Here is a 19,818-nt window from a genome sequence, read left to right as displayed (position 1 = left end):
CGGCAAGTCGACGCTGTCGATCACTGGTGTCACGTTCAACTCGGCGGGCCTCGGCCTCTCGACGTTGACCTCGGGCACCGACTTCCTCGACAACAGCTCGGCGAACAAGGTCATCGGCGTGCTCAACTCGGCGAGCTCCACGCTGCGCAACGAGGCCTCCACGCTGGGTTCGAACCTCTCGGTCGTGCAGGTTCGTCAGGACTTCAACAAGAACCTGATCAACGTGCTGCAGACCGGCTCGTCGAACCTGACGCTGGCCGACACCAACGAGGAAGCGGCCAACAGCCAGGCGCTGTCGACCCGCCAGTCGATCGCGGTGTCCGCGCTGTCGCTCGCCAACCAGTCGCAGGCGAGCGTGCTGCAGCTGCTGCGCTGATCCGCAGGCATCGCATCTCGACAACCAACGCGGCGGGGGAAACCCCGCCGCTTTTTTACGCCTGGTTTGGCCGTCCGGCCCGTATCAATACTGGCGCGGAACCGGACGCGAGTGGAGCCAAGGATCGCAACCAGTCGTTAAGCAAGAAATTTAAAGCGCCATTAACCATGTTTTAAAAGTGGCTGGACTAGAACCTCCTGGTGAATAACTAGGAAGGTTTCACACATATGTCCGGTATCGTTCTCTCGGCTTCGGTTCGCCAAAACCTGCTGGCGCTGCAAAACACCGCATCGCTGCTGGCCACGACTCAAAACAACCTGGCCACCGGCAACAAGGTCAACACGGCGCTCGATAACCCCACCGAATTCTTCACCTCGCAATCGCTCAACAACCGCGCGAGCGACATTGCGAATCTGCTCGACAGCATCGGCAACGGTGTCCAGGTTCTCCAGGCTGCGAATACCGGTCTCACCTCGCTTCAGAAGCTCGTCGATAGCGCCAAGTCGATCGCAAGCCAGGTCCTCCAGGCCCCGACGGGGTACACCACCAAGTCGAGCGTGACCTCCGCGGTCATCTCAGGGGCGACGGCGAACAACCTGCTCGGCAGCTCCTCGAACAATTTCGTGACCGGCAGCGCGGTCAACAACGACAACCTCAGCTCGGCCGTTGCGATCACCGGATCCACCAGGCTGTCGGGTACGGCGAGCTCGACCTCGAACGACCTGGCGAGCAGCGTCACCACCGGCGATACGCTCGTGGTCAACGGTGTCGTGTTCACCTTCGTGGCCGGCTCGGTCTCGGCCGGTACCAACATCGGCGTCGGCGACACCGTCAGCAACCTCCTGGCTGCCATCGATTCGGTGACCGGAGCCACCGCAACGCCGTCCACGGTGGCAGCCGGCAAGATCCAGCTGGCGACAGGCACGGCGCAGGATCTGACAGTATCGGGCACGGCCCTGGCCAAGCTCGGATTGACCGCCGGCACGACCACACGAAATCCGCCAGCCTTGACAGGACAGACGCTGACAATTGCCTCGACAGGGGGCGGCGTCGCAACGAACATAACGTTCGGCACAGGTGCTTCGCAGATCTCGACGCTGGCACAGCTCAATACGGCTCTCGCGACCAACAACCTGCAGGCCAGCCTGAGCACGACGGGTCAGCTTACGATCCTCACCACCAACGAAGCGGCATCGTCGACGATCGGCGCGGTCGCCGGCTCTTCGACCGCGGCCAGCATGGCCTTTAACGGCGTGACGGCATCGACCCCGGTGGCCGACACCAACTCCCAGACGACGCGTGCCGGCCTGATCGCGCAGTACAACAACGTCCTGGCGCAGATCAACACCACGGCGCAGGACGCCTCGTTCAACGGCATCAACCTGCTCAACGGCGACACGCTCAAATTGGTGTTCAACGAGACCGGACGGTCCACGCTGAACATCACCGGCGTGACCTTCAACAGCACCGGTCTCGGCCTGTCGGCGCTGGTGGTCGGAAGCGACTTCCTCGACAGCAACTCGGCCAACAAGGTGCTCACGACCTTGAACAGTGCATCGACTGCGATCCGCTCTGAAGCGTCGTCGCTCGGTTCGAACCTCTCGATCGTGCAGATCCGTCAGGACTTCAACAAGAACCTGATCAACGTGCTGCAGACCGGTTCCTCGAACCTGACCTTGGCCGACACCAACGAGGAGGCGGCCAACAGCCAGGCGCTGTCGACCCGCCAGTCGATCGCGGTCTCCGCGCTCGCGCTGGCCAATCAGTCGCAGGCGAGCGTGCTGCAGCTCCTGCGCTGAGCGCGAACGCGCTGGAATGATATCTCATCGAAGCGGCGGGCCATGCCCGCCGCTTCTGCTTTTGGCTATGCCGTGCGTGGCAGCGCGGGTCTCCGTTCGATGTCGGTGGGTGAGCTGCGTGAAGGCGCCGTTGTTCGTGTAGTTCGCGCCGCCGAGGCGTGATGAACAACGTACGATCCTCGTCCGGACATTTTGAATCATCGCGTTCGCAAGAAATTAAGAGGTGCACCAAACAAGGCGATTTGCGGTGCTCCGTGGCGCTACGAAACGAATTCCGCTAACGGCCGCTAACCATATTTTAAAGGCACGCAAAGTACAAAACCTGAGCAGTTTGGTCGTGTCCCTGCGTCAGTCCGGAGTAGTTGATGTCATATGCCGCTCAAGCCTATGCCCGCACGTCGCAGACGACGGCATCACCACGGGAGATCGAAGCTCAGGCTCTGTTGAAAGCGGCGCGGCAGCTGCAGGAAGTCCAGGCCAATTGGAGCGGCCCTGATCGCAACATGTACAAGGCTCTGCTCTTCAATCGTCGCTTGTGGACGATCTTCATGAGCGCGATGGAGGCGGACGACAATCCGAATCCGCTCGACATCCGCCAGAACATCGCCAACATCGGCGTGTTCGTGATGAAGCAGACGATCGAGATGCAGATGGATCCGGATCCGGCGAAGCTCAAGTCGCTGATCGACATCAACTGCCACATCGCCGCGGGATTGTCCGGGCGGAGCTGACCGTCGGGGACAGGGGCGGGTGGCGCGTCGTCATGACCGATATCACCAGCATCCTGTCAGCGTCCTACAAGTCGAACCTGCTCAGTGCGGCGCGAAGCAACAGCAAATACGTGGCCGTCGATCCGACGCTCTATCAGGGCGGCTGGAGCGGAAAATATGCCAACGGGAAGTCGTTCACGGTCTCGGTCTCCAACGTCAAGGGCTTTCACGCCAAGGTTCGCGACCAGAGCGAGGGCGTGAACAAGTATCAGGACGTGCTGATCAAGGATAATGCGTTGGGGATCGGCGATACGAAGTTCACGCTGACCGGCAACGGCAAGGCCCAGATCAAGAACGTGGTCACCGACGCCGCCTCGGGCCAGACCTATCTCGACACCGCCTACGCGACCCGGAGCAGTTGATCCGCCAAAGCTGCGCCGCTCGATACGGCAACGCCGCCCGGTGGGGCGGCGTGCAGGCGGCGGCGGAATGAAGCGGTAGGCCCCGTGGGGGCTCAGGCGGTGCGATCGGTCGCCACGACGCGCGGCACGTCCGCCTTCTGCATATCCTTCTGAAGGTCGAGCGTGTTGAAGTAGGCCCGGCGGCGCAGCACGGCCTCATCCGGATATTGGGTCACGACCTGATCGGTCTTGCGGTTGACCACCTGGAACACCATGGCGGCAGCGGCGCGATCGTAATAGGCCTGCCGCGACACCGACAGATCGTTCGCGACGTTGACCGGGACGTCGTTGCGCACGGAGGCGCCAGGCTCGGCCGCGGTCACGGTCTGGCTGGGAGGAAGGTCCGTTGGAACAGCGCTCACCACCGCCTGGCTCGACGGCGGAATTATCGGAACGGACGCTGGCGTCCCTACCGCTCTTACGCTGAAATCGGAACTCATGGCAGCCTCCTCATGGCCATCGAGTCAATTCCCAACCCATCCCGCTTGCAACTATGCCGATGACCAATCAACGTTATGTTAGGAAATAGGATGAACGGCGCGTTGTGATTCGCCAGGGCCTTTTAAGCTTATCCGAGCGTTAAACGGCGACGGCCGCGCGGCCCTCGAGGCGGCGCGGCGCTGCAATGCAGTGGGGGGTGCCGGTGGTGAGGCTCAGAGCGTCCGGCTGACGGCGAGCGGGGTGAGGTGCCGCGCGCCCGGGGCGGCGCGGCGGCCGCCGGCGGTATACGTGCTGGGGATGTTCTTGCGCTGAACCTCGGCATTGACGCCGCGCACGATCTTTTCCGAGATCGCGTGCGCAGTCGCCAGCACGGTCAGGTTCACCTGCAGCAGGGCGCGGAAGGTGTCGTGGTGACGGTGCAGGGTGGCGAGCAGCTCCGGCACGGTCTGCTTCATGAAATCCTGGCTCGCCTTGAGGCAGCCCACGGTCGTGACGTAGTGGCGGGACAGCTCGGTCTTCTTCGGGCCGAACGCCATGCCTTCGCGCAGCTTGCCGGCGCGGACCAGCTCGGTCTCCTGCTCGATGACCGCGATCAGCTCGCTCATGACGCTCACCATCTCGTCGGCGAGCGCGCGTGCCTCTGCGGCGCTGGTGGCGGCGGCGTAGGTCGTCTTCTTCGCTTGGCCCTGTGCGGTCATTTCATAACTCCCTTCGGCGTGAGCGTTTGCCGCCCACGCGCTTGTCACGCGAACATCTACGCTTTGCCGTTGGCGCCGGAGCTGCTGCCGGCCTGTTGCAGGATGAGAGTGCGGAAGACGTCGTTGGAGATGCCGACGCCGCCGGCCTTGGCGAAGTTCTTGGAATATTGCTCCGTCAGCATCGAGCGCCAGACGCCGGTGCCGGGCGTGTCGCCGAACGGCCCTTCGCCCTTCACGCCGCTGGTCATCTGCGAAAACATGCTGTTGAGGAACATTGCTTCGAAGTCGGTCGCCGTCGCCTTGGCCCTGGCCTGCGCCTTGGGCGAGACCTTGGTCAGGGCCTCGGCGAGATCGAGATCGGTGCGCGGCGCGGTGACGGCCGCGGCCGTCGGCATGTTGAGAGCGACGCGGCCATGATAGGAGTCGATGAAGGACGTCGCCATCACATCACCTCGATGTCGGCTTCGATCGCACCCGCCGCCTTGATGGCCTGCAGAATGCTGATCAGGTCGCGGGGACCGATTCCGAGGCCGTTGAGGCCGTCGACCAGCTGCTGCAAGGACACGCCGTCCTTGACGACCGCGAACTTCTTGCCTTCCTCGGTGACACCGACGCTGGTGCGCGGTGTGACCACGGTGCGGCCGCGCGACAGTGGATTGGGCTGGCTGACCTGCGGACTTTCGGAGATCGTGACGGTGAGGTTGCCTTGCGCCACGGCGACGGTCGCCACGCGCACGTCGCGGCCCATCACGATGATGCCGGAGCGCTCGTCGATGACGATCTTGGCGGCGAGATCAGGATCGACCTGCAACTGCTCGATCTCGGTCAGGAAGGCGACGACGTTGCCCTTGAACTCGGCGGGAACGCTGAGCTGCACCGTCGAAGGGTCGATCGGCTCGGCGGTCTTGACGCCGAGGAAATCGTTGATGGCGGCGGCGATGCGCTTTGCGGTGGTGAAGTCGGCGTTGCGCAGCGCCAGCCGCACGTTCGGCAGCCGGTTCAGCGCGAACTCGATCTCGCGCTCGATGATGGCGCCATTGGCGATGCGGCCGACCGTCGGCACGCCGCGCACGATCTTGGCGGCCTCGCCCTCGGCCTGGAAGCCGGAGATCGCGAGCGAGCCCTGCGCCACCGCATAGACGTTGCCGTCGGCGCCGAGCAGGGGGGTGACGAGCAGGGTGCCGCCCTGCAGGTTCTTGGCGTCGCCGAGCGCGGACACCGTGACGTCCATGCGCGTGCCTTGCGTCGCGAATGGCGGCAGGTTGCCGGTGACCATGACAGCGGCGACGTTGCCGGTGCGGATGGTGGCGCCGCGGATGTTGACGCCCATGCGCTCGAGCATCGCCTGCAGCGACTGCTTGGTGAACGGGATGTTGTTCAGCGTGTCGCCGGTGCCGTTGAGGCCGACCACGAGGCCATAGCCGATCAACTGGTTCTGGCGCACGCCCTCGATATTGGCGAGATCCTTGATCCGCGAGGTCGCATTCGCAGACATGACGGTAGATGCCAGCGCCAGCACGGCGGCGCAGGCGACCTGAAACAGGCGCGTGGTTCGGACGCGTCGCATCCTATGCTCCCCTCGAACTCTTCAAGTGATCACTCGGCCACTCCCATGACCGCATGATCGACGTTAACTATGCGAGCGTCGTGCCACGGCGATGCTCCGGGCTAACTCATTGAAAGAGTGTGAAATCGACTCGAAGCTTTGTCGCGGTCCAGGGGGACTCCGGGGGAACGAAGCTGCCGCCCCGGCAGAATTTGCCGGGCCGTTTACGCACCGTTAACCACGGCGGAGCCAATCTCCCGCTCGACACGCGAAGCTTGCGGGAGCCATCGATGCGCATCTACGGACCGAACGGCACGACCCTGGGCTCGTCGACCAGCTCCACGCGGAAGACCTCGTCCAGCGGCTTCAAGCTGCCTGACGTCGGCACCACGCAGGACACACGCGCGACGCTCGCGCCCAAGCAGACGGCGAACATCGATGCGCTGCTGGCGCTGCAGGGTATCGAGGAGGAGCCGGCGGAGCGCCGCAAGCGCTCGGTCCAGCGCGGCAAGCGCGCGCTCGACGTGCTCGATGATCTCAAGCTGACGCTGCTGTCCGGCAAGCTCGACACCGCGATGGCGCTGCGGCTGCGCGATGCCGCGGCCGACCTGAAGCAGACCTCGGGCGACCCGGGACTGGATGCGATCCTCTCCGAGATCGAGCTGCGCGTCGAGGTCGAGCTCGCCAAGGCCGGGCGGAGCTGAGACGCTTCGCGCGTTCAAGCCGCCTTCGACGGCTGTTGCGCGTCGTAGCGCCGCTGCGCGGCGGTGACCTCCTTGAGATGGCGCTCGGCCCAGTCGCGCAGCGGATCGACCGCGGCGGCGAGCGTCAGCCCGAGCGGCGTGATCGAATATTCGACGGTGACCGGGACGGTCGCGATCGCGCGCCGCCGCACCAGGCCGTCGCGCTCCAGGCTCTTCAGCACCTGGGACAGCATCTTCTGCGAAATCCCTTCGATCGACCGCCGCAACTGATTGAAGCGCAAGGGTTCGTTGCGCAGCAGGATCAGGATCAGCACGGCCCATTTGTCGCCGACGCGATCGAGGATCTGTCGCGTTGGGCAGTCGGCCGAATAGACGTTCGCGGCTCTCATCGGTTACTCCGGCGTGACCAGGTGATCTTAAAGTGCGCTCTTAACACCAGCATTCGTTCCGCTATCTAGTCACTATCGGATACCGAGGCGGCTTCGTCCAGATCTCGGATCCGACCTCGTGATCTCGAACATAGGAGCTTCCCATGAAGATCGCCGTCGCCGGCGCGTCCGGCCGTGCCGGGTCCCGCATTACCGCCGAGCTGGCCAGCCGCGGCCACCAGGTCACCGGCATCGCCCGCAACCCGGAGAAGATCGCCGGTCACGCCAACGTCAAGGCGGTGCGGGGCGATGCCAACGACCGCGCCGCGCTGGCCAAACTCTGGGCCGGCCATGACGTCGCGATCAGCGCGATCCATTTCTCGGCCAGCGATGTCGAGACCCTGATCGGGGCGGCCAAGGACTCCGGCGTATCGCGTTACCTCGTGGTCGGCGGCGCCGGCTCGCTCGAGGTCGCGCCGGGTGTGCGGCTGGTGACGACGCCCGGCTTTCCGGCCGCCTACAAGGCCGAAGCGGAGAAGGGCGCCGCGTTCCTCGATCGTCTGCGCCAGGAGAAGGAGCTCGACTGGACCTTCCTGTCGCCCTCGGCGATGATCGATTTCGGTGCCCGGACGGCCAAGTTCCGGCTCGGAACGGACCAGTTGCTGGTCGATGCCGACGGCAAGAGTTTCATCACCTTCGAGGACTTCGCGGTCGCGATGGCCGACGAAATCGAGCGTCCGGCGCACCGGCGGGCCCGTTTCACGGTCGGTTATTGAGGCCGTCCACGGCGTCCCGCCGGCTGCGGCCGAATTTGCCTGTGCAACGGCCCGAACGGCGGGGCGCCCGTGCCGATGGAAATATTGTCTGTCACATGAGGCCGCTATATAACGCGGCCGCGAACGGGCGTATTCCGTCCGCCGGTGCCGAGACCGGCGCCAGCACGTACAGATGGGCTGACCTTGGAAAAGTTGAAGAACTACAAACCTTCCGAAAAAGAGCCTTTCATGAACGAACGCCAGCGCGACTATTTCCGCGCCAAGCTGCTGGCATGGAAGGAGGAGATCCTGCGCGAATCGAAGCTCACCCTGCAGGCTCTGCAGGAGGAGAACGTGAACCATCCGGACCTCGCCGACCGCGCGTCGTCGGAGACCGACCGGGCGATCGAGCTTCGCGCCCGTGACCGCCAGCGCAAGCTGATCTCCAAGATCGACGCGGCGCTCCAGCGCATCGAGGACAACACCTACGGCTATTGCGAGGAGACCGGTGAGCCGATTTCGCTGAAGCGGCTCGAGGCCCGGCCCATTGCGACGCTGTCGGTGGAGGCGCAGGAACGCCACGAGAAGCGTGAAAAGGTCTATCGCGACGAGTAGGTCGCGACACTGACCTGAACGAGCGGGGATTGCGGCCGCCTGCCGGGTGCGGCCGCAGTATCTGTTGACGGCTGAGACGGTGCTTGTGCGATCCGCACAGGCTGTGCGGGAGCGAGCGCAAGCGCCTTTGGTTTTCCGAACGTCAGGAACTTTTTCGCGCCTGCTGAATTAACTGCGGTTCCATCTCGGAACGCCGCGGGGAATCATGGGCGAGCCGGACATAGCCAGAGGCGCGCTGGCGACGATGCAGCGCTCCTACGGCGCCCTGAGCATCAAGGGACGCCTCCTTCTGCTGGCCGGCATTCTGTTCCTGCCCTGCGTCGGACTGATTGCCTATGTCATCGTGTCGATGGCGCAATCCGCCGACGCCTCAATTCGGCACGGCCTGTCCTATGCCGCGCAGACGATCTCCGGAGCTGTCGACGCCGAATTGCGGCGCTATATCGCGCTCGCCGAGGTGCTGGCGAAGTCTCCTGAACTCAGCGCGGCCGATCTCAGCGACTTCGAGGCGGAGGCGCGCCGCGTCGGTGCGGTCAGCGGCGAAGGCTGGATCATCGTGTCGGACGCGAGCGGCCGCATCCTGCTCAACACCGGGGCGACGCCGGGCAAGCCGCTCGGCGAGCGTACGCCCGAAGGCCGGCACTCGCAGGAGCGCGCTTTTCAGTCAGGAAGGCCATCGATCTCCGACATCTTCACCGGTCCCAATTCAGGCGCGTGGGTGGCGACCGTCGATGTCCCCGTCTTCAAGGATGGCAAGCCGTTCCGTTGCCTGTCGATCGCCATGCCGGCCGCGAACTACACCCGGCTGCTGGCCCAGCAGCAGCTGCCGGCCGACTGGCTCGTCGGCATCATGGACGGCCAGGGCCGCTACATCTCGCGCATTCCGAAGAACGCCACCACGATCGGGCAGCCGGCGTCGGCCGGCTGGCGGGCGACTGCCAAGGCCGAGGGGATCGCGGAGTTTCCGTCGATCGAGGGCGATCGTGTCATCAACGCCAATGCGCGTCCCCAGCTGAGCGAGTGGACGGTCGGCGTCGGCATCAAGCAGGCGGCTTTCGCCCAGGCGATCTCCTCGACGGTCCAGACCGCAACCATCGCCGCGACCACGATCTGCGCCCTGGCGCTGCTGCTGGCGGCCGGCATCGGCCGAAGCATCGCCCGGCCGCTCGAAAGCATCGCCGTCAAGAGCGCCATTCCAGGCGAGGCCGCGCCCTCCGATCCTCCGGAGGTCCGGGCGCTCAACGCCCGACTGGCTGCGGCCGAAAAGGCGCAGGCGGAGAGTGCGCGCGTCATCCAGGAGAATTTCGGGATGCTCGCCCAAGCCAGGGACGATGCGTCGCGCACGGCCGGGCAGCTCAAACTCGCCGCGAAATACGGACGGCTTGGCACCTTTACCTGGGACGGCAGATCCGGCGCCAGCCACTGGTCCGACGAGATCGAAGAACTCTATGGGCTCGCGCCGGGCACGTTCCCAGGGACCTATGACGCTTGGCTGGCGCTGGTGCATTCCGAGGACCAGGCGCGTGCCGATCGGGACAACAAGCAGGCGCTGATCACCGGCGAGCTCGATTCGGAGTGGCGGGTGGCGCTGCCCGACGGCTCGATCCGGTGGATCGAGGCGCGCGCCCGCATGTTGGGCGGCGAGGGCGGCGGCGATCCGTACATGATCGGCGTCAACATCGACGTCACGGCCGCGAAGGAAGCCGACCGCAAGCGCGAGCTGCTCGTGCATGAGCTCGCCCATCGCGTCAAGAACAGCCTCGCCGTGGTGCAATCGCTGGCGCATCAGCTGCTGCCGCGGCACGACGCCAAGGTCCGCGATTTCACGTCACGCCTGCATGCGCTGGCGACGGCGCACACGAGCCTTGCCGAGAACGACTGGCAGGGCGCCGATCTCGCCGCCCTCATCAGGAGTCAGGTCGCGCCGTTCGCCAGCACACCGGATCAACTCGCCACCAGCGGCCCCGCCATCCTGGTCCCGGTCGAGCTGACGACGCAGCTGGCTCTCGTCATCCACGAGATGGCCTGCAACGCCAGCAAATATGGAGCGCTCACCACGCCCAACGGTCACGTCGATGTCAGCTGGTCGCTGGCCCAGGACGCGCTGCATGTCCGTTGGCAGGAGAGCGGCGGTCCGCCGGCGCGTGAGCCTCCGGTGGTCGGCTTCGGCAGCCGGCTGCTGACCCGCACGGTCAGGCATCTGCAGCGCACATTTGCCGAGAGCGGGCTGACCTGCCAGTTCGAGCTGCCCTGGCTCACGACACGTGACGAGAGCTCGATGGCCGCAACGGGCGAGGCGAGTTGAGCGTCAGCGCGCGAAGCGCCGCTCGGCTGGTCCTGACATGGCCTCACATGGCCTCGCCATCGCGCTCTGCCATACCCGCGTCCGGGGTATCGGCGCAGAGACGGCAATTCCGATGAGCGAGGTACTGGTTACGGGCGGCTGGTCGGTTGAAAGTGCTGCTTGCGCCCGCGGCCGCGCCGTCTCAAATTGTTGATGAAGCTGAGATGGGAGCCAAAATCTCGTTAATAAACAATCCGTTCACCATAAATCCTGCGATGCCGGTTCGGGCCGCGGGCCAGGGGAGTTGAAGGGCCATGGGAGCAGACGAGATCCTTGCCGCTGCGCAACTGATTGTAGATGCCCGCAAGCGGCGGGCGCCCTTGGGCGCTCTGCCGCCGCAGCTTCAGCCGAAGGATGAAGCTGCCGGTTACGAGATCCAGCGTGAAGTCCATTGGCTGCTCGCCGAACAGGCCGGTGACTTCGCCGGCTACAAGATCGGCTGCACCAGCAAGGTGATGCAGGACTATCTTGGCATTCCGCATCCCTGCTCCGGCGGGGTGTTCGCGCGCGGCGTTCACCAGACGGGGGTCGGATTGCGCACGGCCGACTTCGTCCGCGTGGGCGTCGAATGCGAGATCGCCGTGCGGATCAAGCACGACCTGCTGCCGTTGGACGCGCCGTTCACCATGGATCGTGTCGTCGAGGCGATCGGCGACTGTCATGCGGCGATCGAGATCGTCGACGACCGTTATGTGCAATGGCAGACGCTGGGGGCGCCGACGCTCGTCGCCGACGATTTCTTTGCTGCCGGCTGCGTCCTCGGCCCGGCGCTCCCGCGCGCTGCCGTAGCGGACTTGGCCGCGGTGCAGGGCCGTGCCATCGTCAACGGCACCCTGGTCGGCGAGGGCACCGGTGCGGATGTGCTGGGACATCCGGTCCACGCGCTGGCCTGGCTTGCCAATCATCTCGCCGCCGGTGGTGACGGGCTCGAGGCCGGACAGCTCGTCCTGACCGGCAGCCTGGTCAAGACGATATGGCTGAGCGCGGGCGACCGGGTGCGGATGGAGCTGGACGGCCTCGGTGTGGTCGAGGCGACGTTCATGTGATCCCGCGTCGAGGAAGACCTGCCGATCTCTGAGCGGGGCGTTGCTCCGCTCCAGCTAGACGAGCTCCATGCGCAGATGACGGCCTACGGCTCTGGCGGCGCGCGCCAGCGTGCCGAGCGTGACGGATTCATTGTCGGGATCGAGCAGCCGGTCGAGCTGGGCGCGGCTGGTCTCCATGCGGGCCGCCAGCTCGGTCTTGGAGATCGCCTCGCGCTTCATTAGCTCCTCGAGCTGCCGTACCAGCACGCGCTTGATCGCGCGCGCCGTCACGGTCTCGTAGAGACCGTCCTCCTTCAGAAAGTCGTCGAAGGCAGAGCCGACCTTGCCGGCAGTCTTAGGTGCGCGCATCACGAAATGTCTCTCATGCGTTTGACGGCCAATTCGATATCGGATGCCGGAGTCTTCTGACTCTTCTTGATGAAGGCATGGAGCAGGATCATCCGGCCGTCTCGCAAGCAAAAGATCACACGGGCGATCCGGCCCTGCGTGAGGCTGCTGCGAACCTCCCACAGTCCATGACTCAATGGCCGACACAGAGGAAGCCCGATCGGCCAAGCAAACTCGACGTCCTTGATATCCTCGCCGAGGATCCGACGATCCTCGGCAGGCAATTCCTTGAGCCAGTCCCGGACGGGTTCGCGGCCGGATGGCAGCGCGTAGAAGAACGCCGGTAGCCGTTTCATTGAAATGTACCATTTTTGGTACGTTCTGCAACAGGGAAAATGCTGAGCAGGCTCTCAGTTGATCGCCAAGTGAACGACACTTGTCTAGGCAAGTAAACGAACACGGCCTCCGGCAGGGGAGCTACCGGAGGCCGCGTATACATCGCCCGCTGCGCCTAGGTTCGCATTGGGCAATGTGGGAGCTCGCTTTCAGAGAAGGGCGGCGGCTGCGGATCATCTCATGACCAGTGTCGCGCTCGGCCAAGTCCTTGTCTGACCCTCCGGGGAGGGATTTTCATCGTGTATCTTCATCCTTGTCCGATTGCCGACCCAAGACATTCAGGTCGGAGCTTTCGCGGCGACCGGGCGTGGTTGGATCCGCCCGGCCTTTCCATGTGATCTTCGCCTCAGAACGGCAGCAGGATGTCCATCACCTGCTGGCCGTAGCGTGGCTGCTGGACGTCGGAGATCTGGCCGCGGCCGCCGTAGGAGATACGGGCCTGGGCGATCTTGGTGGAGTCGATGGTGTTGTCGCTCTGGATGTCCTCGGGCCGCACGATGCCGGCCACGATCAGCTCGCGGATCTCGTAGTTGACCCGGATCTCCTGCTTGCCTTCGACGACGAGGTTGCCGTTCGGCAGCACCTGCGTCACCACCGCGGCGACGCTGGTGGTCAGGGATTCCGAGCGCTGGATGGTGCCCTTGCCGTCGGACGACGAGGTGCCGTCGGCGGTCAGGATGCGGCCGGGCAGCACCTTCTGCGCCTGCACGCCGAGCGTCTTCGCGCCGATGAAGTCGGTGATGCCCGAATCCTCCTTGTTGGTGCGGCTGCGCTGGGTCTCGTTGGCGAAATTGGCCTTGTCGGAGATGCTGACCGTGACGGTCAGGAGGTCGCCGACCTGACGGGCGCGCTGGTCCTTGAAGAAGGCGCGCGAGCCGTTACGCCACAGCGAGTTCGGCGCGTAGGACACCGTCTCGGGCTTGGGCATCGGCATCTGCACCGGCTTGTAGCCCGGCTGCGTGGTCGGGTTGTCGATCTCCGTCAGCTTCGGCCGCTCGCCGATCTGCGACAGCCGGTCGATCGAGGAGCATCCGCCGGCGATCGACAGCACTGCGAAGGAGACCGAGACCAGCGCAACCCGGCGCAGGCTCGAGGCGCCCCGATCATCAAACTTGAACTTCGACATGAAACTTACTCGGCTTTCGGGGTGGCGGAGGTGGGAAGGCGGCTGGCGACGGCGACGGGCGCGGCGATGTCGGCTTCGGAGGTCTGCGCCGGCTTGGCGACGGCGATGTCGACAGAGACCTGGCCGCGACCCGAGACGCGGCCGGTCACGGTGCGCTTGGACTGCAGATTGAGCACGCTGACGACGTCGCCTTCGGTGCCCGACTCCAGCGCCTTGCCGCGCGTGGTGAGATAGATGCCGGCGGTCTGGTAGATCAGCGTGACCGCCTGGTCGCGCTGCACGAGGTCGGGCTTGGCGAGGTCGGTGGTCTTCAGCGCCTGGCCCGCGCGCACCGCGCGGCGCATCTGCATGCCCACTGCGAGCTCGCGCGAGGCAGGCTCGCCGCCGCCGAGCTCGGCGCGCGGCCGCCGCTCGGTCTGCAGGTCGCCTGAGCGGATCGTCTCGTTGCGATCGATGTTGCGGGTCAGCACCACGGCCTCGACGGTCTCGATCGCCGTGCCGGTGTAGCGCAGCTTGGTCGGGCTCGCGCCATTGGCATGGCCGAGCTCGAAGGTGATGTCGAAGCGGCCGCTGCGGGGGTCGAAGCGGGCGCTGGTCGGCGCCAGCGTGCCTGACGTCGAGGCCTCGAATTTGAGATCCTGCACCGGCTGGTCGAAGCTGATGCTGAGGTTCGCGGCATCGCCAAGTCCGTTGCGGTGATCGAGCGCCTGGGCCACTGCCGTGCTGATCTCCTTGGCGTCGATGGCGCGGGCCAGCCGCGTGACCGCAACCTCCTTGATGTCGCGGACCTCGACGCCGATGACCTGGTGGGTGCGCAGGGTCGCGATCACCTGCGCGGCCGGCAGCACGCCGGTCGTGCCGAGATCGGGCGCGCGGTAGACGGCGATATTGGCCGCGACGCCCGCATTGTCGATCAGGTCGCCGACGCGCACGATGTCGCCGGTGACGTTGACGGTGGAGCGCAGCACGGGCGCCTTGATCTGGTCGTCGGCCTCGCCGGCCAGCGCCGACAGCGCGGTCGAGGCGAGCAGGGCGGCTGCGAGCAGGAAGGGACGGACGGTGCGGGTCATGATGGCGATCTCCCTTCGAACCTCAGCGGAACAGCGCAGTGGTCGATTGCAGCATCTGGTCGGCGGCCGAAATGACCTTGGCGTTCATCTCATAGGCGCGCTGGGCGGCGATCAGCTCGCTCATCTCGCTGACGACATCGACGTTGGCCTGCTCCAGGCTGCCCTGGGTGATGCTGCCGAGGCCATCCTGGTTGGCGACGCCGTCCTGCGGTGCGCCTGACGACGGCGTGTCGGTGAACTGGTTGTTGCCGACCGGCTGCAGGCCGGCCTTGTTGATGAAACGCGTGACCTGGAGCTGGCCGATGATGTTCGAGGTGGTCGAGCCCGGCAGCGTCACCGAGACCTGGCCCTGCGCGTTGACGGTGATGCCCGAGGCGTTCTGCGGGATCGTGATCGTCGGCTGCACCGGGTTGCCCTGCGCGGTGACGATGCGGCCCTGATTGTCCATCTGGAAGGTGCCGTCGCGGGTGTATTGGAAGGTGCCGTCGGGCATCAGGATCTTGAAGAAGCCCTCGCCCGAGATCGCGAGGTCGAGATCGTTGCCGGTCTGCGACAGCGTGCCTTGCGTCATCGAGCGCGGCGTGCCGACGGTCTTGACGCCGCCGCCGATGTCGATGCCGACGGGGAGGATCGTGCCCTGGTCCGACGACTGCGCGCCGACGCGGCGCATGTGCTCGTAGATCAGGTCCTGGAACGCCACCGTCTGCTTCTTGAAGCCGGTGGTGCGGAGGTTGGCGATGTTGTTGGAGATCACCTGAACGTTGAGTTCCTGTGCCGCCATTCCGGTCGCAGCGGTGTGAAGCGCCTGCATGTCACGTCTCCTTCAAGATCTGTCAGGCCGGAACGTCGGCGAGTTTCTCGATCGCGTTCTTGCGCAGGTCGCTCTGGACCTGCAGCATGTTGGCGACCTGGGTGTAGGCGCGCATCACTTCGACCATCTTGCTCATCTCGCCGACCGCGCTGACGTTCGACTTCTCGATGTAGCCCTGCTGGATGGTCGACTTGGTGTCCTGCTGCGGGGTGGCGCCACCGGCGGCGGCGTAGAGGTTGTTGCCCTGCTTCTGCGCGGCCTGCGGGTCGGCGAAGTTGACGATGCGCAGCTTGCCGCGGATCGAGTCGGTGCGGTTGACGCCCTCGACCACCGTCACGGTGCCGTCGGGCGAGATGTTGATGTCGTGGTCGGTCGGCTGAAACACGATCGGACCGCCGGTGCCGAGCACCAGGTCACCGGCGGAGGTGACGAGCTGGCCGAGATTGTTCATGTGCAGGTTGCCGTCGCGGGTGTAGCGCTCGCCGGCCGCGGTCTGCACCGTCAGGAAGCCGTCGCCCGTGACGGCGACGTCGAGCGCGTTGCCGGTGCGCTGCATCGAGCCCTGCGAGAAGTCGCGATAGGTGCCGCGGTCCTGGACATAGGACACCCTGCGGGCGGCGCCCGGAAAATTGTCTTCATGCGCGCCGGAGGAGAGATACTCCTCGAACAGCTGCTGATCGGCCTTGAAGCCGTTGGTGTTGACGTTGGCGACGTTGTTGGCAACGACGTCGAGCTGCCGCTCCAGCACCATCTGCCGCGACAATCCGATGAGAAGCGCATTCTCCACCGGTCGGATCTCCCCTCTTAACGAATCCCGTTCGCGGCACCTCTCCCAAGGCGGTCTCGACCGGGTCTTCAACGAACCGTTCAGCTCTCCCAAGCCGGCGGGTTCGCAAGGGGTACAGCGAAAGCCGTGCCAAATCTGAATCTATCGATAAATCAACGATTTGGATTTAAGCCCGGGTTCAGAACGCCCGGCAATAACGTCTCGCTAACCATAATTGCCCGGCAAGTTTTTCCCACCGCCTTGGCAAAAGAAAGCTTCCGTTAACCATTGTTACCGTAGCGTTCCCTCAACAAAGCGCAGATGCGCTGGGAGCGTTGGTTTCGCGTCATTAAGCTTTCTGGCGGCATCGGCTCGATTTTCCGGAAGGATCCGAAAGCCATGGCCGAGAACGACGCCGGAGCAGGCGAAGGCGAGGAGCAAGCAGGCTCGCCGAAGAGCAAGCTCAAGCTGATCATCATGGTCGTCGGCGCGCTGGCGCTGCTCGGCGTCGGTGGTGCGGCCTATTTCTTCTTCTTCAGCCACAAGAATGATGAGCATCACGCCGAGGCGGCGGCGCCGCCGAAGCCGCCGGCCTTCGTCGAGGTGCCGGACCTTCTCGTCAACCTGGTCGGCAATCCCGGCGACCGTGTCCAATATCTGAAAGTGAAGATCGTGTTGGAGGTGAAGGAGGAGAAGCAGGTCGAGACGATCAAGCCGACGCTGCCGCGCGTCACCGACATCTTCCAGACCTATCTGCGTGAGCTCCGGCCGAGCGACCTCAACGGCTCGGCGGGCCTGTTCAGGCTCAAGGAGGAGCTCACCAAGCGGGTCAACGTCGCGCTGGCGCCGAACCAGGTCAACGCGGTGTTGTTCAAGGAAATCGTGGTCCAGTAAGGCAAAGAAGCTCAACGATCATGGCGGGCAACGATCAAGTCGACCAAGATGCGATAGCCGCGCAATGGGAAGCCTCGCTCGACTCGGAGGATCCCACAGAGGCCGCGGAAGCCGCAGCAGCCAATGAACTCACCGAATCGATGGCCCTGCAATGGGCCGCGATGGTCGAGGACGGCAGCCGCGATTTCGGCGCCACCAAGAACGGCGGCGAGCGGGTGCTGTCGCAGGAGGAGATCGACAATCTCCTCGGCTTCACCGCCGGCGAGGTCAGCCTCGACGACCATTCCGGCATTCGCGCCATCATCGATTCGGCGATGGTTTCCTACGAGCGTCTGCCGATGCTCGAAATCGTCTTCGACCGCCTGGTGCGGCTGATGACGACCTCCTTGCGCAACTTCACCTCCGACAACGTCGAAGTCTCGCTCGACCGCATCACCTCGGTGCGCTTCGGCGACTACATGAACTCGATCCCGCTGCCCGCCGTGCTCAGCGTGTTCAAGGCGGAGGAGTGGGAGAATTTCGGGCTCGCCACCGTCGACTCGACCCTGATCTATTCGATCATCGACGTGCTGCTTGGGGGCCGCCGCGGCAACACCCAGCTCCGCGTCGAGGGCCGCCCCTACACGACGATCGAGACCAACCTGGTCAAGCGCCTGATCGAGGTGGTGCTGAGCGACGCCGAGCAGGCGTTCCGGCCGCTGTCGCCGGTGCGCTTCACCATCGACCGGCTCGAGACCAATCCGCGTTTCGCCGCGATCAGCCGGCCCGCCAACGCCGCGATCCTGGTGAAGCTGCGGATCGACATGGAAGACCGCGGCGGCAACATCGAGCTGCTGCTGCCCTACGCGACGATCGAGCCGATCCGGCCCGTGCTGTTGCAGATGTTCATGGGTGAGAAGTTCGGCCGCGATCCCGTCTGGGAAGGCCACTTCGCCACCGAGATCACCAAGGCCGAGATCGCCGTCGACGCCGTGCTCTACGAGGCCGACGTGCCGCTGAAGCAACTGATGAAGCTGAAGGTTGGCGACACCCTGCCGCTCGACATCCGTCCCGATGCGCTGGTCGCGGTGCGCTGCGGCAGCACCATGCTGACGGAGGGGCGGATGGGCCGGGTCGGCGACCGCGTCGCGATCCGTGTCACCAAGAATTTGCGCAAGCCGAATACGACGCTTGCGATGTTCGAAGGCTCCGAAGGCCAGAACAAGTTGATGGAGGCCCAATGAACCACTCCCTCGGATTGATCATCGAAAGCCTGGTGGCGGTCCTTTTGGTGCTGACCATCGGCTATTGCATGCTGCTGAATTCCAGGCTGAAGCGGCTGAAGGCGGATGAGCATTCGCTCAAAGCCGTGATCGCGGAGCTGATCACCGCGACCGAGATCGCCGAGCGGGCGATCGGCGGCCTCAAGCTCGCCGTGCGCGACGTCAACGACAATCTCGGCAATCAGCTCGCCGCCGCGACGCAGATGTCCGACCAGTTGCGCAAGCAGCTCGCCGAGAGCGACGGCGTGGTGCGCCGGCTGTCGCGCATCGCCAGCGCCGCGCGACCCATCACCTCGCCTGAAGCCGCGCCCGAGCCGGCGCCTGCGCCGGTGCCGGCGATCACGACCGAGCCGGTGCGCGTCTCCGGTGCCAAGGCGGTTGCCGCCGCGGCCCAGGCATTCTCCGAACGTCGAAGGACTGGTGGCCTTGCCGCATGAATGCGTTTCGTAACATCCGCGTCATTCCCGTCGTCCTGATCGCGGTGGCCTGTCTTGCGGTCCTGAAGGTGGCCGGCCTCGTGATCGATGGCGGCTACGTTTTCGACTATGACCCTCACCCGACCAAGCGGTCCTGGGCCCAGGAGAACCTGGGCTATCCGGGCCGCGAGGACAATGACATCGTCACCGGCTCCACGCACGGCGCACCGAAGGAGAAGAAGGAGGAGGCGCCCAAGCCCGCCGCTCCGGACACCAAGCCCGAGGGCGTGGTGATCAAGCCCGAGGAGAACCAGCAGCAGGTGTCGCCGGCGGAGAAGGCGATCCTCGAGCGGCTGCAGTCGCGTCGCCAGGAGCTCGACGCGCGCGCGAGAGAGATCGACATTCGCGAGAGCCTGTTGCGCGCCGCCGAGCAGCGCATCCAATCCAAGACGGAGGAGATGAAGGCGATCGAGGGCCGCATCTCCGGCGCGCAGGCCGCCAAGACCGAGGCCGACAACGCCCGCTTCAAGAGCATCGTCACGATGTACGAGGGCATGAAGCCGAAGGATGCCGCCAAGGTGTTCGACCGGCTCGACATGTCGGTGCTGATCGAGATCGCCTCGCAGATCGCGCCACGCAAGATGTCCGACATTCTCGGACTGATGACGCCGGAGGCGGCCGAACGGCTCACCGTCGAGCTGGCGCGCCGGGCCGGCGCCGACAGGCCCGAGACCAGCGCCGAGCTGCCGAAGATCGAGGGCAAGATCGTGCCCGTGAAGAGCAATTGAGCCGCATGTTTAATGCGCCCTTAAACGCCGACACCTAGATTTCCGGCGTGGCGGGGCAGGCGTATCCGTCAAGTTGCGGATGTCGAACCGGAAGCTTGT

General features: G+C 64.9%; 24 protein-coding genes. 13 read left to right on the top strand and 11 right to left on the bottom strand.

From position 1 onward, the window contains the following. From QX121_RS18330 to QX121_RS18315, 4 genes are all read left to right on the top strand, one after another. The coding region (locus QX121_RS18330) for a flagellin (protein WP_315812670.1) at nucleotides 1-376 on the top strand (376 nt) is incomplete at its 5' end. A gap of 227 nt (nucleotides 377-603) precedes the next feature. Continuing rightward, the gene (locus QX121_RS18325) at nucleotides 604-2,175 is read left to right on the top strand and encodes a flagellin (RefSeq protein WP_315738794.1); all 1,572 of its coding nucleotides are present in this window, start codon (nucleotides 604-606) and stop codon (nucleotides 2,173-2,175) included. A 365-nt stretch (nucleotides 2,176-2,540) separates the two neighbouring features. Further along, nucleotides 2,541-2,906: a flagellar biosynthesis regulator FlaF gene (gene flaF / locus QX121_RS18320; RefSeq protein ID WP_315738793.1), complete on the top strand. Its 366-nt coding sequence runs from the start codon at nucleotides 2,541-2,543 to the stop codon at nucleotides 2,904-2,906. Nucleotides 2,907-2,938: 32 nt separating this feature from the next. Then, nucleotides 2,939-3,307, top strand: a complete 369-nt coding sequence (locus QX121_RS18315; RefSeq protein ID WP_315812669.1) for a hypothetical protein — start codon at nucleotides 2,939-2,941, stop codon at nucleotides 3,305-3,307. A 92-nt stretch (nucleotides 3,308-3,399) separates the two neighbouring features. Here the strand turns inward: QX121_RS18315 and QX121_RS18310 are convergent, their stop codons facing one another. The 4 genes from QX121_RS18310 to QX121_RS18295 all read right to left on the bottom strand — a co-directional run bounded on the left by QX121_RS18310 (nucleotide 3,400) and on the right by QX121_RS18295 (nucleotide 6,052). After that, the gene (locus QX121_RS18310) at nucleotides 3,400-3,786 is read right to left on the bottom strand and encodes a hypothetical protein (protein WP_315812668.1); all 387 of its coding nucleotides are present in this window, start codon (nucleotides 3,784-3,786) and stop codon (nucleotides 3,400-3,402) included. 213 nt (nucleotides 3,787-3,999) lie between these two features. Next, entirely contained in the window at nucleotides 4,000-4,485 is a 486-nt protein-coding gene (locus tag QX121_RS18305) for a hypothetical protein (protein WP_315812667.1), read from the bottom strand. Nucleotides 4,486-4,541: 56 nt separating this feature from the next. After that, a complete protein-coding gene (gene flgJ, locus QX121_RS18300; RefSeq protein ID WP_315756568.1) occupies nucleotides 4,542-4,928 on the bottom strand; it encodes a flagellar assembly peptidoglycan hydrolase FlgJ in 387 nt (128 codons plus the stop codon). Further along, a complete protein-coding gene (locus QX121_RS18295; protein WP_315738786.1) occupies nucleotides 4,928-6,052 on the bottom strand; it encodes a flagellar basal body P-ring protein FlgI in 1,125 nt (374 codons plus the stop codon). Before QX121_RS18295 ends, flgJ begins: the two co-directional genes overlap by 1 nt. A gap of 269 nt (nucleotides 6,053-6,321) precedes the next feature. Here QX121_RS18295 and QX121_RS18290 point away from each other — a divergent pair, with 269 nt between their 5' ends. Further along, entirely contained in the window at nucleotides 6,322-6,735 is a 414-nt protein-coding gene (locus QX121_RS18290; RefSeq protein WP_315738785.1) for a flagellar assembly protein FliX, read from the top strand. Nucleotides 6,736-6,749: 14 nt separating this feature from the next. On the opposite strand, the gene QX121_RS18285 is transcribed toward QX121_RS18290, so the two are convergent. After that, on the bottom strand, nucleotides 6,750-7,124 hold the full coding sequence (locus tag QX121_RS18285; protein WP_315716006.1) for a helix-turn-helix domain-containing protein: 375 nt from the start codon (nucleotides 7,122-7,124) through the stop codon (nucleotides 6,750-6,752). 143 nt (nucleotides 7,125-7,267) lie between these two features. Between QX121_RS18285 and QX121_RS18280 the strand changes: the two genes are divergently transcribed. From QX121_RS18280 to QX121_RS18265, 4 genes are all read left to right on the top strand, one after another. Beyond that, a complete protein-coding gene (locus QX121_RS18280) occupies nucleotides 7,268-7,879 on the top strand; it encodes an NAD(P)-dependent oxidoreductase (protein WP_315738784.1) in 612 nt (203 codons plus the stop codon). A gap of 228 nt (nucleotides 7,880-8,107) precedes the next feature. Then, nucleotides 8,108-8,473: an RNA polymerase-binding protein DksA gene (gene dksA, locus QX121_RS18275; RefSeq protein WP_170323279.1), complete on the top strand. Its 366-nt coding sequence runs from the start codon at nucleotides 8,108-8,110 to the stop codon at nucleotides 8,471-8,473. 205 nt (nucleotides 8,474-8,678) lie between these two features. Beyond that, a complete protein-coding gene (locus QX121_RS18270; RefSeq protein WP_315812666.1) occupies nucleotides 8,679-10,778 on the top strand; it encodes a sensor histidine kinase in 2,100 nt (699 codons plus the stop codon). 293 nt (nucleotides 10,779-11,071) lie between these two features. Next, nucleotides 11,072-11,863 carry a 2-keto-4-pentenoate hydratase gene (locus QX121_RS18265; RefSeq protein ID WP_315778477.1) on the top strand — a complete coding sequence of 264 codons (792 nt, stop codon included), beginning with the start codon at nucleotides 11,072-11,074 and terminating at the stop codon, nucleotides 11,861-11,863. Nucleotides 11,864-11,917: 54 nt separating this feature from the next. Here the strand turns inward: QX121_RS18265 and QX121_RS18260 are convergent, their stop codons facing one another. The 6 genes from QX121_RS18260 to flgF form a co-directional block, all read right to left on the bottom strand. Next, nucleotides 11,918-12,211: a helix-turn-helix transcriptional regulator gene (locus QX121_RS18260; protein WP_315738781.1), complete on the bottom strand. Its 294-nt coding sequence runs from the start codon at nucleotides 12,209-12,211 to the stop codon at nucleotides 11,918-11,920. After that, the gene (locus tag QX121_RS18255) at nucleotides 12,211-12,546 is read right to left on the bottom strand and encodes a type II toxin-antitoxin system RelE/ParE family toxin (protein ID WP_315738779.1); all 336 of its coding nucleotides are present in this window, start codon (nucleotides 12,544-12,546) and stop codon (nucleotides 12,211-12,213) included. The genes QX121_RS18260 and QX121_RS18255 overlap by 1 nt, the downstream gene beginning before the upstream one ends. A 386-nt stretch (nucleotides 12,547-12,932) precedes the next feature. Then, nucleotides 12,933-13,712, bottom strand: coding sequence for a flagellar basal body L-ring protein FlgH (gene flgH / locus QX121_RS18250; RefSeq protein ID WP_315738777.1), 780 nt, complete (start codon nucleotides 13,710-13,712; stop codon nucleotides 12,933-12,935). Between the two features lie 5 nt (nucleotides 13,713-13,717). After that, the gene (flgA, locus tag QX121_RS18245) at nucleotides 13,718-14,785 is read right to left on the bottom strand and encodes a flagellar basal body P-ring formation chaperone FlgA (protein ID WP_315778487.1); all 1,068 of its coding nucleotides are present in this window, start codon (nucleotides 14,783-14,785) and stop codon (nucleotides 13,718-13,720) included. Nucleotides 14,786-14,804: 19 nt separating this feature from the next. Next, complete coding sequence (gene flgG, locus QX121_RS18240; RefSeq protein ID WP_315756560.1) at nucleotides 14,805-15,593, bottom strand: flagellar basal-body rod protein FlgG; 789 nt, start codon at nucleotides 15,591-15,593, stop codon at nucleotides 14,805-14,807. A gap of 22 nt (nucleotides 15,594-15,615) precedes the next feature. After that, entirely contained in the window at nucleotides 15,616-16,380 is a 765-nt protein-coding gene (flgF, locus tag QX121_RS18235; protein WP_315812665.1) for a flagellar basal-body rod protein FlgF, read from the bottom strand. 378 nt (nucleotides 16,381-16,758) lie between these two features. Between flgF and fliL the strand changes: the two genes are divergently transcribed. From fliL to QX121_RS18215, 4 genes are read left to right on the top strand one after another with little or no spacing between them, the layout of a single operon-like run. Next, nucleotides 16,759-17,253: a flagellar basal body-associated protein FliL gene (gene fliL, locus QX121_RS18230; protein ID WP_315812664.1), complete on the top strand. Its 495-nt coding sequence runs from the start codon at nucleotides 16,759-16,761 to the stop codon at nucleotides 17,251-17,253. A 20-nt stretch (nucleotides 17,254-17,273) separates the two neighbouring features. Further along, a complete protein-coding gene (gene fliM / locus QX121_RS18225) occupies nucleotides 17,274-18,476 on the top strand; it encodes a flagellar motor switch protein FliM (protein WP_315738772.1) in 1,203 nt (400 codons plus the stop codon). Beyond that, nucleotides 18,473-18,952 (top strand): DUF6468 domain-containing protein, encoded by a 480-nt coding sequence (locus QX121_RS18220; protein ID WP_315716016.1) that lies wholly within the window; start codon nucleotides 18,473-18,475, stop codon nucleotides 18,950-18,952. Before fliM ends, QX121_RS18220 begins: the two co-directional genes overlap by 4 nt. Continuing rightward, nucleotides 18,949-19,719, top strand: a complete 771-nt coding sequence (locus tag QX121_RS18215) for a flagellar protein FlbB (RefSeq protein WP_315812663.1) — start codon at nucleotides 18,949-18,951, stop codon at nucleotides 19,717-19,719. The genes QX121_RS18220 and QX121_RS18215 overlap by 4 nt, the downstream gene beginning before the upstream one ends. Nucleotides 19,720-19,818 lie beyond the last annotated feature (99 nt).

This window comes from Bradyrhizobium sp. SZCCHNR2028 (assembly GCF_032380995.1).
Taxonomy (GTDB): domain Bacteria; phylum Pseudomonadota; class Alphaproteobacteria; order Rhizobiales; family Xanthobacteraceae; genus Bradyrhizobium.
This window is presented reverse-complemented; position numbering and strand designations above follow the sequence as displayed.

Excerpts from the sequence above, each read along its gene's own strand:
- QX121_RS18325 (WP_315738794.1), top strand. The coding sequence starts at position 604 with ATGTCCGGTATCGTTCTCTCGGCTTCGGTTCGCCAAAACCTGCTGGCG.
- flaF (WP_315738793.1), top strand. The coding sequence starts at position 2,541 with ATGTCATATGCCGCTCAAGCCTATGCCCGCACGTCGCAGACGACGGCA.
- QX121_RS18315 (WP_315812669.1), top strand. The coding sequence starts at position 2,939 with ATGACCGATATCACCAGCATCCTGTCAGCGTCCTACAAGTCGAACCTG.
- QX121_RS18310 (WP_315812668.1), bottom strand. The coding sequence starts at position 3,786 with ATGAGTTCCGATTTCAGCGTAAGAGCGGTAGGGACGCCAGCGTCCGTT.
- QX121_RS18305 (WP_315812667.1), bottom strand. The coding sequence starts at position 4,485 with ATGACCGCACAGGGCCAAGCGAAGAAGACGACCTACGCCGCCGCCACC.
- flgJ (WP_315756568.1), bottom strand. The coding sequence starts at position 4,928 with ATGGCGACGTCCTTCATCGACTCCTATCATGGCCGCGTCGCTCTCAAC.
- QX121_RS18295 (WP_315738786.1), bottom strand. The coding sequence starts at position 6,052 with ATGCGACGCGTCCGAACCACGCGCCTGTTTCAGGTCGCCTGCGCCGCC.
- QX121_RS18290 (WP_315738785.1), top strand. The coding sequence starts at position 6,322 with ATGCGCATCTACGGACCGAACGGCACGACCCTGGGCTCGTCGACCAGC.
- QX121_RS18285 (WP_315716006.1), bottom strand. The coding sequence starts at position 7,124 with ATGAGAGCCGCGAACGTCTATTCGGCCGACTGCCCAACGCGACAGATC.
- QX121_RS18280 (WP_315738784.1), top strand. The coding sequence starts at position 7,268 with ATGAAGATCGCCGTCGCCGGCGCGTCCGGCCGTGCCGGGTCCCGCATT.
- dksA (WP_170323279.1), top strand. The coding sequence starts at position 8,108 with ATGAACGAACGCCAGCGCGACTATTTCCGCGCCAAGCTGCTGGCATGG.
- QX121_RS18270 (WP_315812666.1), top strand. The coding sequence starts at position 8,679 with ATGGGCGAGCCGGACATAGCCAGAGGCGCGCTGGCGACGATGCAGCGC.
- QX121_RS18265 (WP_315778477.1), top strand. The coding sequence starts at position 11,072 with ATGGGAGCAGACGAGATCCTTGCCGCTGCGCAACTGATTGTAGATGCC.
- QX121_RS18260 (WP_315738781.1), bottom strand. The coding sequence starts at position 12,211 with ATGCGCGCACCTAAGACTGCCGGCAAGGTCGGCTCTGCCTTCGACGAC.
- QX121_RS18255 (WP_315738779.1), bottom strand. The coding sequence starts at position 12,546 with ATGAAACGGCTACCGGCGTTCTTCTACGCGCTGCCATCCGGCCGCGAA.
- flgH (WP_315738777.1), bottom strand. The coding sequence starts at position 13,712 with ATGTCGAAGTTCAAGTTTGATGATCGGGGCGCCTCGAGCCTGCGCCGG.
- flgG (WP_315756560.1), bottom strand. The coding sequence starts at position 15,593 with ATGCAGGCGCTTCACACCGCTGCGACCGGAATGGCGGCACAGGAACTC.
- fliL (WP_315812664.1), top strand. The coding sequence starts at position 16,759 with ATGGCCGAGAACGACGCCGGAGCAGGCGAAGGCGAGGAGCAAGCAGGC.
- fliM (WP_315738772.1), top strand. The coding sequence starts at position 17,274 with ATGGCGGGCAACGATCAAGTCGACCAAGATGCGATAGCCGCGCAATGG.
- QX121_RS18220 (WP_315716016.1), top strand. The coding sequence starts at position 18,473 with ATGAACCACTCCCTCGGATTGATCATCGAAAGCCTGGTGGCGGTCCTT.
- QX121_RS18215 (WP_315812663.1), top strand. The coding sequence starts at position 18,949 with ATGAATGCGTTTCGTAACATCCGCGTCATTCCCGTCGTCCTGATCGCG.